This is a genomic window from Chryseobacterium panacisoli, from assembly GCF_008274625.1.
Lineage (GTDB): Bacteria > Bacteroidota > Bacteroidia > Flavobacteriales > Weeksellaceae > Chryseobacterium > Chryseobacterium panacisoli.
Genome location: NZ_VTRU01000001.1, coordinates 1,330,666 through 1,343,898 on the forward strand (window position 1 = coordinate 1,330,666; position 13,233 = coordinate 1,343,898).

15 protein-coding genes are annotated in these 13,233 nt (G+C 36.7%); 8 read left to right on the forward strand and 7 right to left on the reverse strand.

All coding sequences use genetic code 11. From position 1 onward, the window contains the following. Window positions 1–169: 169 nt before the first annotated feature. Window positions 170–1,192, reverse strand: a complete 1,023-nt coding sequence (locus FW781_RS05910) for a 3-oxoacyl-ACP synthase III family protein (RefSeq protein ID WP_149386564.1) — start codon at window positions 1,190–1,192, stop codon at window positions 170–172. A 73-nt stretch (window positions 1,193–1,265) separates the two neighbouring features. On the opposite strand from FW781_RS05910, the gene FW781_RS05915 reads away from it, so the two are divergent. The 4 genes from FW781_RS05915 to FW781_RS05930 all read left to right on the forward strand — a co-directional run bounded on the left by FW781_RS05915 (window position 1,266) and on the right by FW781_RS05930 (window position 4,659). Next, complete coding sequence (locus tag FW781_RS05915; RefSeq protein WP_149386565.1) at window positions 1,266–2,165, forward strand: magnesium transporter CorA family protein; 900 nt, start codon at window positions 1,266–1,268, stop codon at window positions 2,163–2,165. A gap of 141 nt (window positions 2,166–2,306) precedes the next feature. After that, on the forward strand, window positions 2,307–3,893 hold the full coding sequence (locus FW781_RS05920) for a patatin-like phospholipase family protein (RefSeq protein ID WP_149386566.1): 1,587 nt from the start codon (window positions 2,307–2,309) through the stop codon (window positions 3,891–3,893). Between the two features lie 37 nt (window positions 3,894–3,930). Next, on the forward strand, window positions 3,931–4,431 hold the full coding sequence (locus FW781_RS05925) for a DUF2199 domain-containing protein (protein WP_149386567.1): 501 nt from the start codon (window positions 3,931–3,933) through the stop codon (window positions 4,429–4,431). Next, complete coding sequence (locus FW781_RS05930; protein WP_149386568.1) at window positions 4,432–4,659, forward strand: hypothetical protein; 228 nt, start codon at window positions 4,432–4,434, stop codon at window positions 4,657–4,659. Between the two features lie 14 nt (window positions 4,660–4,673). On the opposite strand, the gene FW781_RS05935 is transcribed toward FW781_RS05930, so the two are convergent. Next, the gene (locus tag FW781_RS05935; RefSeq protein WP_149386569.1) at window positions 4,674–5,204 is read right to left on the reverse strand and encodes an NAD(P)H-dependent oxidoreductase; all 531 of its coding nucleotides are present in this window, start codon (window positions 5,202–5,204) and stop codon (window positions 4,674–4,676) included. Between the two features lie 91 nt (window positions 5,205–5,295). Here FW781_RS05935 and FW781_RS05940 point away from each other — a divergent pair, with 91 nt between their 5' ends. Further along, the gene (locus FW781_RS05940) at window positions 5,296–5,673 is read left to right on the forward strand and encodes a winged helix-turn-helix transcriptional regulator (protein ID WP_149386570.1); all 378 of its coding nucleotides are present in this window, start codon (window positions 5,296–5,298) and stop codon (window positions 5,671–5,673) included. A gap of 79 nt (window positions 5,674–5,752) precedes the next feature. On the opposite strand, the gene FW781_RS05945 is transcribed toward FW781_RS05940, so the two are convergent. After that, the gene (locus tag FW781_RS05945) at window positions 5,753–6,313 is read right to left on the reverse strand and encodes a DNA-3-methyladenine glycosylase I (protein WP_149386571.1); all 561 of its coding nucleotides are present in this window, start codon (window positions 6,311–6,313) and stop codon (window positions 5,753–5,755) included. After that, on the reverse strand, window positions 6,313–6,630 hold the full coding sequence (locus tag FW781_RS05950; protein ID WP_149386572.1) for a nucleoside triphosphate pyrophosphohydrolase family protein: 318 nt from the start codon (window positions 6,628–6,630) through the stop codon (window positions 6,313–6,315). Before FW781_RS05950 ends, FW781_RS05945 begins: the two co-directional genes overlap by 1 nt. A 154-nt stretch (window positions 6,631–6,784) precedes the next feature. Between FW781_RS05950 and FW781_RS05955 the strand changes: the two genes are divergently transcribed. The 3 genes from FW781_RS05955 to FW781_RS05965 are packed head-to-tail and all read left to right on the forward strand — an operon-like array spanning window position 6,785 to window position 9,161. Next, window positions 6,785–7,699 (forward strand): alpha/beta hydrolase, encoded by a 915-nt coding sequence (locus tag FW781_RS05955; protein ID WP_149386573.1) that lies wholly within the window; start codon window positions 6,785–6,787, stop codon window positions 7,697–7,699. 38 nt (window positions 7,700–7,737) lie between these two features. Continuing rightward, window positions 7,738–8,094 (forward strand): hypothetical protein, encoded by a 357-nt coding sequence (locus tag FW781_RS05960; protein ID WP_149386574.1) that lies wholly within the window; start codon window positions 7,738–7,740, stop codon window positions 8,092–8,094. A 53-nt stretch (window positions 8,095–8,147) separates the two neighbouring features. Next, window positions 8,148–9,161 carry a TQO small subunit DoxD gene (locus FW781_RS05965; RefSeq protein WP_149386575.1) on the forward strand — a complete coding sequence of 338 codons (1,014 nt, stop codon included), beginning with the start codon at window positions 8,148–8,150 and terminating at the stop codon, window positions 9,159–9,161. Between the two features lie 249 nt (window positions 9,162–9,410). Here FW781_RS05965 and FW781_RS05970 read toward each other — a convergent pair whose 3' ends face one another. From FW781_RS05970 to FW781_RS05980, 3 genes are all read right to left on the reverse strand, one after another. After that, window positions 9,411–10,007 (reverse strand): hypothetical protein, encoded by a 597-nt coding sequence (locus tag FW781_RS05970; RefSeq protein WP_149386576.1) that lies wholly within the window; start codon window positions 10,005–10,007, stop codon window positions 9,411–9,413. Window positions 10,008–10,394: 387 nt separating this feature from the next. Then, window positions 10,395–11,972, reverse strand: coding sequence for a DHA2 family efflux MFS transporter permease subunit (locus tag FW781_RS05975; protein WP_149386577.1), 1,578 nt, complete (start codon window positions 11,970–11,972; stop codon window positions 10,395–10,397). A 141-nt stretch (window positions 11,973–12,113) separates the two neighbouring features. Beyond that, window positions 12,114–13,217: an HlyD family secretion protein gene (locus FW781_RS05980; RefSeq protein WP_149386578.1), complete on the reverse strand. Its 1,104-nt coding sequence runs from the start codon at window positions 13,215–13,217 to the stop codon at window positions 12,114–12,116. Window positions 13,218–13,233: the final 16 nt, after the last annotated feature.

Consider the following 13,233-nt stretch of genomic DNA (forward strand, 5'->3'; position numbering starts at 1 on the left):
CGCAGAACTGAAGTTCTGCGGCTTTTTTATATTGTTTGATGAGTGATGTTACCAACCACCCGTCAAAAATTTTTTGAATTTTTACCCCCAACCCATTGAAAGGGAACTTTCACCTCTAAGTTATAGTAAAGTGAAAAATAGAGATTTTCGATATTGCTTTTGTCTTCTCTTAGTATTCAAAAAGCACACTTCCCCAGGTAAATCCACTTCCGAAAGCTGAAAGAAGCACCAAATCACCTCTTTTAATCTTCCCTTGTTCAATTGCTTCACTTAAAGCAATAGGAATAGAAGCAGCGGTTGTGTTCCCGTATTTCTGAATATTGTTAAAGACTTTTTCGTTCGGTAATCCGAATTTATCCTGTACAAACTGAGCAATTCTAAGATTCGCCTGATGAGGAATGAACATATCAAGATCTTCAACTGTTTTCCCTGCTTTGTTCAATGCTTCCATCATCGTTTCAGGAAATCTTGTTACCGCATGTTTGAACACGAAGTTACCGTTCATGATTGGGTATACTTCTTTGTTGGTTACATTTTCAGGTTCTTTTCTCATTCTGTCACTCCATCCGAATTTTGAACCCGGGAACTGAGTACAGAGTTCGTCTGCGTATTTTCCTTCAGAATGCATATTTACTGCTAAAATATCTCCTGAATTCTCATCTTCTGATGCTGAAAGTACAACTGCTCCCGCCCCATCTCCGAAAATAACAGAGACCCCTCTGCCTTCATCAGAAAAATCTAATCCAAAAGAGTGAACCTCTGCTCCTACAACAAGAATATTTTTATAGGTACCTGATTTAATAAATGCATTGGCAACACTCATGGAATATACAAATCCTGAACATTGATTTCTCACGTCCAATGCTCCGATTGTATCACATCCCAACATATCCTGAAGCAACACTCCACTCCCAGGAAAATAGTAATCCGGAGAAAGGGTTGCAAAAACAATAAAATCAATATCTTTTGAGGTAAGGCCTGCATTGTGAATAGCTTTTTCTGAAGCTTTAAACGCTAAATAAGCAGTAGTTTCCTGAGCATCATTTCTGTTTTTTCTATGTCTTCGTTCCTTGATGCCTGTTCTTTCCGTAATCCATTCATCATTGGTCGTCATCAGTTTTGCTAAATCATCATTTGTAACAACGTTATCTGGAACATAAAATCCCACACCTTTTATTGTACTTTTAATCATATAGTTTTTTAATTTTGACAAAGATAAAACTTATTTAACACATAGTTTTTCAAAATATTAGTATTTTTACTTTATGCCAATTGATACGATATACAGAACCTCCCAGTGCGAATGGGTAGATGTAGAGGCTCCTACTGCAGAAGACCTGAAATTTCTTCATGAAAGATATGAAATCAATAATCTTCTTCTTGAAGATACCATGGATCCCAACCACCTTCCCAAATATGAAGAGGACGGAAATATCAAATTCTTTCTCCTGCGTGAAAGTACAGAGCTGGAAAGAAAGAATCTGAATACTATCAGTGATATCAGTACCAAGATCGGGATTTTTCTGGTGGAGAATACCATTATCACCATTCACAGGATGAAAACCAGAAGTATCACCGAAGTCAAGAAGAAAGTTTCTTTGATTCAGGAAGACCTTAATCCTCAGCAGATCACACTGATGATTGCTATATTGATTATGAAAAGTTTTGATGATGAATCTTTAAGTCTGTTCGAGACTATGGATAATATAGAGAATGAGATTTTCCTTAAAAACACCAATCATACAAGCCAGATCCGCCGTCTTTATAAACTGAAACGAAAATCAGGATTAAATTCACGGGTACTGGTGATTTCTACGGATGCCATTGATAAATTTAAATTATTGAATTTACAGGACTCTGAATTTGTCGATTTGAAAGATAAACATAAAGATGTAGTGGCAGATTTTGATCACTTGAATATTCAGATTACCAACCTTATTTCCATGTTCCTGGCTCTTTCAGATCAAAAGGCCAACCAGGTTATGAAAGTTCTGGCTATCTATTCGGTTTATTTCTTACCGATTACTTTTATAGCCGGCGTTTACGGAATGAACTTCGATAATATGCCTGAGCTTCATCATAAATACGGATATTTTATAACACTGGGAGCTATGGCAACGGTGGTGATCAGTACTTTTATTTATGTAAGACGAAGACAGTGGTGATTAATTTTTATATCAACACAAAGACGCAAAAGAATATGCAATAATATAATACTTTAAGGCGCAAAGATTCTATCTCTGATAAATATAAATAGGCCGATTATCTTTTTGTCTTTAACCTACACACCATCAAAACAAAATACCATGACCGCTGAAAACCTCAACAAAATTCTGGAAGATTCTTCTCTTTCGCAGGCCTCCAAAGATAAACTGACCGCTTTGCATGAGAATATATCTGCCAAAGAATTCTCTGATCTGCTTGATCAGTCGGGGAACCAGTATATAGAGTTTGTACAGGAAGGTGGTGGTGTCTGGGGAAGTGCACTGGTAGGCTATCTTTATGGTCTGGAAGTATTCGGCATCCGTTTTCTGAAAGTAGCCGGAACGAGTGCCGGAGCCATTAATACGATGCTCATTGCAGCCTGTAAAACCAAAGAAGAATCGAAAAGTGAGCTTATCAAAGATATCCTTTTCAGCTGGGATTTTGCAGATTTTATGGATGGAAAAACCTATGTAAAAACTACCCTCCATGCGATGCTTAACAATAAGGATTTTTTTAAGATCAATGCCATTATTGCTGCGATCCTGTTCATTATCCTGATCAGTATTCCTTTTGTGGTTTCTTCAGCTACTATACTGAATGCCAAACTGATGTTTCTGATTCCTCTGATTCCGGCTGTCATTCTCTTTTTCTGTGTTAAAAAGCTGTACAACAATTTCAGGAAAGAAAACAGCGGCCTCAATCCCGGAAATGTTTTTCAGAATACCATGCAAAATGCACTGGATCAGTTTGGAATCAAAACGGTGGCTCATCTCAATGAAAAATTCATTCAGAAAGAACGGGATCTTAACCTCAACTACCGGTATGGAAACGGGCAGGAATATTATACAATGACCTTGCAGAGTATCGAAAAGATTAAAGTAAAAAATAAAGAACATATTGATCAGACCCGATATCGGATTTTCTATGAAAGTGCCCTCAATAATGATTACTATAAAAATAATCCGTTTTACCTTCTCAAATCCGAATATGTGGTCATTACCACCGATATCAATGCTAAAATTAAAGTAGAACTTCCTACAATGGCCAATCTCTACTGGTCCGAAGAAGAGCTGAAACACATCAGCCCGGCGGAATTTGTAAGAGCATCAATGGCTGTTCCTTTTTTCTTTGAGCCTTTTCAGAAACAAATCAATAAGGACAATAGTTCTGTAAAATATGCCTGGAGGTATTGGATGAATACCAAACCTGAAGATATCAATCCTGCCGGGGTTTTCATTGATGGAGGCAGTATTTCCAACTTTCCTATTGACCTGTTTCATGCCGATGAAGTTTTTTATCCGAGAATGCCTCTTTTCGGAGTGCAGCTGACGAGCGATTCTGCTATTCTTTCGGAAAGAGGGAAAACCAGTGCAGAAATCATGAAAACACCCTTCAGCTATGCCGGAAATATCATCAGTACTTTAAAAGGTTTTAATGACAAAACTTTCCTTACCAAACATACTTTTTACCGTTTATACAGCATACAGAGCGTCAACTGTGGTACCAGCAGCTGGCTGAATTTCTTCATGAAAAGAGACGAAAAGGAAGAGCTTTTCAACAGAGGTTTCCAGGCTGCCCTTGATTTTCTCAATGGATTCGACTGGGAAAAGTACAAATATGAAAGAATGATGCTTACCATGAAAGAAAAGAAAATACTGAAAGAAGAGGATACGCCTACGGTGGGATAAAGATTTTTAGGTATTTTAGCCGAAAAACAATTTAATCATGAAATACATCTGCCAATGCTGTGGTGAAGAAAAAGAAGACTGGCCGGCAATAGCCTATTCATACCCTTATTTTTATTCCTGTTTATCCGAAGAAGAATTAAAGAATGCTGAACTCAGTTCAGACCTGTGTGTCGTCAAAGATCCTGAAAATATACACCGGTTTATCCGCACAGTTCTTGTACAGGAAGTTAATGATGACTGCAGAGATCTGGATTACGGAATATGGGTTTCATTGAGTGAGAAGAGCTATAATGAATATGTTGAAAATTACCATAATAAGGAATTTGAAGCTGAATATTTCGGATGGCTTTCTACCTATCTTCCGGATTATGAGTTTGAGGAAAGTGTTCCTACCACTGTGGTAGTAAATAATTCTATCGGCAGGCCGTTTGTTTATCCTCACCAAAGCTATGACCATCCTTTTGTAGATGATTTTTATAATGGAATTACCAAAGAGGAAGCAGAAAAGAGAATCAATAGGATTCTAAATATAGGATAGATGAAATCAATTTACAAATACATTACTTTCTCTGGATTATCAATGATTGTCCTCTCCATTATAATGTTTTTTACATCTGTTGGATTATTTACAGCAAGAGGTGACTATCCTATAATCATCATCAAATTAGGTGAAATTTCTTTTATCCTTTGGCTTCCTTTTTTAATCATAGGAATATTTTTAGCCATCTTAGGAATAGGAATCTATTTTGCAAAAACGTCAAAATAGATTCCAACTGATTTCTATAAATTATCCAAAAACTCCAGATACATAGGAACACTTCTGTTGATCCATTCATGGGAAGAATCTCTTTCAATTCCGTAATAAACAAAAGGTTCTTTGTAATCTGCCTTTATATAATCAAAAGTCAGTTCATAAGGTCTGAAAAGCTCTTTCATGGTATATTTGTACTCTCCGGATGCGCTGTACCCTTCTTCATCAATTCCTGCTGTAACAGCCAATGACATTTTCTTTCCGGCAAGCTTGAAACCGCTGTTGCTTCCATATGCCCAGCCGTACAAAACCACCTCATCCAGCCATTGTTTTAAAAGCGGCGGACTGCTGAACCAGTAAAACGGAAACTGAAATACAATTTTGTCATAAGATTCCATCAATTTTTGCTCCTGAGCTACATTGATTTTTCCATCAGGATAAGCTTCGTATAATTGATGAACCGTATATTTTTCAGGGTGTTTTTTTAATTCGTCAATCCATTTTTTATTGATCACAGATTTTTCAATATCTGGATGGGTAACAATTACTAAAGTCTTCATTATGTTTAAATTTCTATCACAAAATTACAACACGTAACTTACATTTCGTACATTAGCAACCTATTGTATGGTACTATAAAAAATGTAAGTAATGACTAAAATAAAGGAAACTTCAACCAGTTTTGCCAATAAGAAAGCCCTTGCTGATGAATGTCCGGAAATCTATGCTTCCAATATTATCGGGGGACAATGGGCATTGGCGATCTGCTGTTATCTGATTAATGGAAAAATGCGTTTTGGAGAACTGAGAAAAAAGCTTCAGAACATTACGGAGCGTATGCTTACCCTTCAGCTTCGCAGGCTGGAAGAGGACAAAATCATTACCAGAACAGTATTTGCCGAAGTTCCTCCAAGAGTAGAATATGAGCTTACAGAAATCGGATACAAACTGAAACCCATTATTCTGGAGTTTGAAAAATGGGGAAATGAGCATAAAGAAGTGGTGAATGAAGCTTCAAAGAATGATTAATTAGGATTTTTACGGAATGACAAATAGAAGTGTTCGATTTTAAACACGCACGTTGTCATTCCGTAGGAATCTATGTTTATTATTGATCCAAACTTCCCTTCCACAAAGGCTTTTGAGCCAAAACTTTTGAGTGTATCGGGCAGGTTTCATGATGGGCTCCTTTCAGATATCCCGTGCTCATTAGAAATTCATTGACAATTTCCCCGCCTGTAAATTTGAATGTTTTTTTGAATAACTTCATCCATTCCTGCAATGTTTTAGGGTGATGATGTTCCAGCCACTTTTCAAATGATCCGAATTCTTTCTGAAGCTCTAAAATCGTTCTCGCGTTTTCAATCGCAGCATTTACTTTTAGCTTATTTCTGATAATTCCACTGTCATTCAATAATCTTTCGCGGTCTTCTTCTGTATATGCTGCTATTTTCTGAATATTAAAATTGTCATAAGCTTTTCTGAAGCTGCCTTCTTTTTTCAGAACGGTTTCCCAGCTTAAGCCTGCCTGGTTGATTTCCAGAATCAGCCTTCCAAACAATTCATTATCGTCATGAATTGGAAATCCATAATAGTTGTCATGGTAATTTTTGTGCAGTTCTTTTCTGCTTTCGGGCTGCATGCCTTCTATTGCTAAACAATAACTCATTACAATATATTTTCTGTTTTAGTTAAGAATTTTTCCATAGCTTCTTTAATATCAATTCCTGTACGGTCTGCAAGGACAATAAGCCACCAGATATTTTCTGCTAATTTATGTTCCAATTCTTCCGGTGAATCTTTTTTCAGCCATGTTTTCTGATGTGACATCACATTTCGTCCTACTAATCCAGCATCGGTAAGATAAGCCAGAGCATCTTCTTCCAGTGACCATTCCTTTCCGTTTCCTTTTACTTCCAGCTGATGATATTTTTCTCTTATGTCTAAGGAACGTTTTATGATTTTATCAAAATTATTGGTCTCCATATCGCGTTGTTTTTATGTAAAGATTTCAAAGTGTAAAGATAAATCATGATTGTGACAACTGTCCGTCAGTAGTGTTTTTTAATTTTTAAATTTAATCATAATTCTATTTTTTGTCTTCTATATTCAGTAGTTTAGAGGACTCAAAAACGCCATCATGAAATCACTGTTTTCTATTATCTTTATTGTATGTTCTATTGCTTTAAATGCACAGAATCTATATTCTAAAGCCTATGGAAATCCAAAAAATATTCCTGTTATTTTTATTCATGGAGGACCCAGCGGAAATGCCACTTTATTTGAAGGAACTACAGCTCAAAAGCTGGCTGATAAAGGATTTTATGTCATTGTTTATGACAGACGCGGTGAAGGCCGTTCAAAAGATGACAATGCCACCATGACTTTTCAAGAAAGTTTTGAGGATTTAAAAGATATTTACACAATTTATCATATTAAAAAAGCAAATATTCTTGCCCACAGTTTCGGTGGAATTATCGGGACTCTATTCACTTCACAATTTCCTGAAAAAGTAAATTCTCTGACTCTTGCAGGCGCTCTGTTTACCCAGCAGGAAACTTATGATCATATTTTAAAACAGGCAAAAGAACATTTTAAAAATGATGCTGCACAGCTCAAAGAAATTTCGGAAATACAAAATCTGGATAAAAATTCTGCAGCTTATAGAAAAAGATGTTATGAAATGGCCAGTAAACTCAGCTTCTTCGATATGCCCAATCCTACTCTCAAAAGTGAAATGCTGAGAAACGAATATAAAGCGGGTGAGTTTTATAAAAACAACATCAGAAATTCTGAATCACCCCTTACATTCTATAAAAATGAACCTCTTAACAATCTGGATAATACTTCCGTTCTAAAAGGCATCCGAAAAAAAGGCGTTCCCATTTTTGCTGTGTATGGTAAGAATGATGGAATATTTTCAGAAAAACAACTGAATGATCTCAAAAATATTGTTGGAAAGAAAAATTTAAGACTTATCGACAACTGTTCCCATTATTTATTTGTAGACCAGCAGGACGTTTTTTTACAATTTATTGAGCTTACATTGAAATAAAGTGTAGTTTTGTAACCATGCCCCATTCAGGACTCCATATGAAAACCTATAAAGCTGTCGTTATGATGCTTGTATTGGTATTTTCATTATCGCCTTGTTCTGTAAAAAGAAATGTTCTTGATATTTTTGACATTCAGTATATCAGTGGGCTGAATAAGGTTAAGATAACTTCTTCCCTTTCTTCCAGCTGTGATGCAGCATCTGCTTCAACAAGGGTTTCAATATCAAAAGCTAACATTCAGAAACAATACAAAGATTCTTTTTCCAACTTTTATTCTACTTTAGGAAACACTGTTAAAGAGAAGATTTTTTTTAATGACTACTCAGGGCATTCTACGGGAAACAGCCCTCCGAAATATATTTTATTTAAAAGACTGAAGCTTAATCTGGTGTAAAATTTTTTAAGCCCAATTAAAAATCAGTTTTTTACAATACAATATTAATTTCAATGAAACATACCGTAAACAGCCAGTCTTCGGACCTGGCCGGATTATATACTTTATCCCTCCGCATGGTGATCGGATGGACTTACTTTTCAGCGTTCTGGCGCAGACTTATCCTCGAAAACAAACTCATTCCTGATGAACAGGGATATATCGGGGAAAAATTCAATCATTTTTTACCGAATGCTCTCGGCATAAAACCTATTATTGAATACCTGGTTACCCATCCTGATGCTTTACAGCGATCTATGATGATTTTCACAATTATTGAAGCTATTGTGGGATTATTCATTATTCTCGGCTTATTTACACGGCTGATGAGTATCGGGATCTTTAGCCTTGCCCTTGGGATTCTATTGGGTTCCGGCTGGCTGGGAACAACCTGTCTTGATGAATGGCAGATAGGAGTTTTAGGAGTTGCCGGCGGATTTGTTCTATTTCTTACCGGAAGCGGGCCTTATTCACTGGATTATTATTTCATAAGGAATAACAAAAGCTTCACTCAAAAAAGATGGTTTCAGTGGCTTGGCTCAGGAAATTTTCCTGTCTCACAACCAAAAGTTTTTGTACTGACAGGTTCGCTTATCATATTCGGTTTAACTCTTTTTACCAATCAGTATTTCCATGGAGGTGTATGGGGAACCCTGCATAATAAATCGGTAAAACCGAAACTGGAAATTTCAAATATTTCCCATAATAATTCGGATTTAAAATTTGAAGTGTATAGAACGGAAGGGGCCGATGTGTACGGTTCTTTTCTGATAGGCATCCATATTCTGGACAAAAACGGAAAGATTTTAAAGGCACTGGATCAACAGAAGCTTTCCGGACTTTCTAAAGAAAATATACATAATCATTATGTCACCAAAATAAAACCCGGCAAACACAGCCTGATAATTCCCCTTGGAGCAAAGGCTGATGTAACATTGAATATTGATGATATTCTTCAGAAAAGTGAAATTTATGCACTGAAACTGATTGATGTAAGCGGAATTGAGTGGATAGAGAAGATTGAATAAAATATTTTGTTGGTGTTCGCAAAGGCGCGAAAAGTTTTGTGTGAATATGTTATAAGGCGCAAAGATTTTATCTCCGATAAAATTGAATACTGCTGATATTTTTGATAAGATTATAGTTAAAGTATATGAGATTTTATGTTTTAGCTAAAGCCATTAGATATTCATTTACAAAAAAGCGGACTAAAGTCCGCTTTTATTACTATTTTGAAATAAAAATTCTGTGAAATCAGTGAGATATTTCTAAGAATTCTATTTTTCTGATACAACTACATGGTAGCTGCAAGAACTGTCCGGATCAAGTTTCAGCACTTTTATTTCCAGTAAAACATCCAGCCCCATAGTATCGCAAACTCCCTGTAAAAAAGGTTTTATGACCGGCCATTTCAACAGGCCCGCGATCTGCAGACTCTGCGTGATTTTATGGTAACGGTCTACTCCTTTGATCAGCAGTTCACATTTGTGGTCATTTAATTCTTTAAATTCAAAATTATATTCGGGACTGGATGTAAAAATTGCTCCTATCAGTATTTTGGCTACAGCCGGAATACCGGACTGCAGATTAGGTTTTGTTTCAAGATTTCTCAGTGTCATTCTGGACCCGAGATCATACATGAAGGTACTGGAAAGCTGTTCAATAGCTTCGGCTCCATAAAGTCTGCCAATCTGCTTAAGCATTCCGCCATAAAAAGCTCCTGTAATATCTGACAGGCGCTGGGTAAGTTCTGTAAAGGTTCCAGGAAAAAAATCTGAAATAATCTGAGCCTGATTCATTTCAGGAAGATAGGCATCATGTTTTCTGAAGTCTGATAATGCCAGATAGGTTTCCGGCAATTGTATTTGATTCATATTTAATATTTTGTAAGTATGTTGAGATCATGGTTTAGTTAAATAATGAAACGAAAGGCAATATTTTATAAAGCTATCGGAAATAAAAAAAATTGTCTCTATTGGATATAAAAACAATAGCGCTCGATCAATAATATTAAATTGATATTCAGATAAAAATCCGGTACTCTATTGGGGAAAACACCTTTTTGAAAAAGGGTTTTGAGGGATTAGGGAATCTATTCATATTTTTTCATTTGTTCTTGTAAAGCTAGAAAAAATAATTAAACTCTCCAATAAGTGATATTATTTTTTGTTTAACGGAATTGAAACTGAAAGTTACTGTCTGATATTATTTTACAGCAATAAAAAAAACCTTCGAGAATATCGAAGGTTTTTTATTAAAATTTAGTGCATGGCTTCACTCAAATCTATTTTTTCTTTGCTCTTTCTTTCTTTTACGAGTAAGATAAACGGAATACATATCAGGAATACGATTCCGAGGTAAAGAAATACATCCATGTAAGACAAAACTGTTGCCTGCTTGGTTACTGACATATCGAGCATTTTATAGGCGGCATTCATTGCTGAATCTGGTGTCATTCCTTTCGCTATAAAATTTGCTTTAAGAGCTGCCAGTCTTTGCTGGACTTCAAAACTGTTTTCGTCAAGGTGGGAAATCAGGTTATTTCTGTACTTCTGACCTGCATTGGCAATAAAAGTTGTGATTGCAGCAATTCCGAAAGATCCTCCAAGCTGTCTCATCATCCCGGTAAAGGCTGCTCCCTGGCCAATCTCCTGCCCTTTCAATGTACTTAAGGACAAAGAAGTGATTGGAATAAATAGAAGTCCTAATCCTGCTCCTCTTACAATCAGCATCCAGAAAAATGCATCCTTACTGGTATCCGGTGTCAGAATTTTATATCCCCAGAAGCTATAGACAAAGAAGATAAAGAGTCCCAGAGATACCAGGATCTGCTGTTTTGCTCCTTTTGCCAGTAATCTACCAATAATTGGCATCATAAAGGCCGTCGTTAAAGCTGCCGGAATCATCAGTGCTCCTGACTGAAGGGCCGTCCACCCTAAAATACTCTGAGTATACAGTGGAACGATGAATGTGGAACCATAAAGTCCAAATCCAAGCACGAATGACATCATGGTTCCGATTCTTAAATTACTGTTTTTAAGCACCCTGAGTTCAACAATTGGATATTTAAAGGTAAGCTCCCTCCAAAGGAATAATATAAATCCTAAAATTGCGGCAACTGTGAAGGCTACAATCATTCCGCTTTCAAACCAGTCTTCTTCATGTCCTCTTTCCAGAATGAACTGTAATGAACCCACAGTCACTGCCAGTAATCCAATCCCAATCCAGTCAACATCCGAGACTTTACGTTTTTCTGCATATTTCGGACTTCTTACAAACTGCAGCGTCATCAGTGTTGCTGCAATTCCAATCGGAATATTAATATAGAAAATATAGGGCCAGCTGAAGTTATCAACGATATATCCTCCAAGAGGCGGGCCTAAGGTAGGGCCAATGATTACTCCCAGACCATAAATAGCCTGTGCCATACTTCTTTTTTCAATCGGATAAGATTCCGTAATGATCGTCTGTGAAGTTACCAATAAGGCTCCCCCACCGATTCCCTGCATCAATCTGAAGAACACAAGTTCCCAGATATTGGTCGCATTTCCACATAAAAATGAAAATATGGTAAATATAATGATGGATGCCGCAAAGTAATTTCTACGTCCAAACTGCTGGGAAAGCCAGCTCGTCATTGGTACTATAATTACGTTACCAATGGCATAAGCCGTGATTACCCAACCCACTTCTGAAAGTGTAGATCCAAGATTCCCCTTCATTTCATTCAAGGCAACATTGACAATCGTGGAGTCTACAATTTCAAGAAGGGCACAAAGGATAGCCGTAATCGTAATGATTACTCTCCGCGCTCCATATTCTACTAATGAATCTTGCATAAGTTTTTTACGATGTAAAAAATCAATTGTGAATTTTGCTTCGCAAGTGAATAGTGAATTTTAAACAGTCTATTTTAAACTGACTGCAAAGCTGATTCACTATTGACAACGAAGTTCATTGACTTTCAACAATTTTAAATGTTATTTCAAAGCAACTTCTGCTTTCACGTTCATTCCTGTTCTCAATCTTTTGGCAATATTCTTATCAAGATTTACAAAATCGATTTTTATAGGAAGCCTCTGAACTACTTTTACGAAGTTACCACTCGCATTATCCGGAGGAAGAATAGAGAAAGTAGCACCTGTAGCCGGAGAGAATGAGCTTACCACTCCTTCAAATTCCTGATCAGGAAAAGCATCAATCTCAATTTTCACCTTCTGTCCTTCTACCATTTTATCTACCTGTGTTTCTTTAAAGTTGGCCACCACCCATTTCTGATCGTTTTTAACCAAAGCAAACAACTGTGATCCTGCCTGCAGATACTGACCTGCCTGTGTAGATACTTTCCCTACATGTCCGTCTTCAGGTGCAAGGATTACGGTATATGATAAATTCAATTTTGCGTTTTCTACATCTACTTCTCTTTGTTTAGCAACAGATCCGGCAACACTGATTTGTTGTGAACTTGCAGCCGTTTGAGAAGAAGCTATATGGGTTTGCTGAGCAATTTGATTTCTCTGATCAACTAAAACCTGCAGCTGTCTGTCTGCAGATTGTTTTGCAGCTAAAGCCTGCTCATATTGTTGTTCCGTAATAGAATGGTCTTTTACAAGATTAGCATATCTCTTCAAATCCTGAGATGTTTTCCAAACATTTACTTTTGCCGCTTCTATCTGAGCATTAGCAGTTACTACTGCCGCTTCTGAAGAACCGATATTTTTAGAAGTAGCTGTTGTAGTGGCTTCTGCATTGGAAATATTACTTCTGGCTGTAGATAATGCTGCCTGAGCCTGTTCAAGAGCCATTTTCTGATCTCTGTTATCCAAAATCACCAACGTATCTCCTTTCTTTACAAACTGGTTGTCTTTTACTTTTACCTGAGCTACATATCCTGAGATTTTAGAAATTACAGGCGACATATTGGAAGCGATCTGAGCATCGTCAGTCTCTTCATGGTATTGTCCGTAAGTAAAGGCTCTGTAACCATAGATTCCTCCTCCGATTACTACTGCCGCTAAAATGATAGGAAAAACTAAACTTTTTTTCTTTTTAGGTTCAGCTGCCTGTGTATTATTATTTTCCATTTTGGTTTCGATCTGA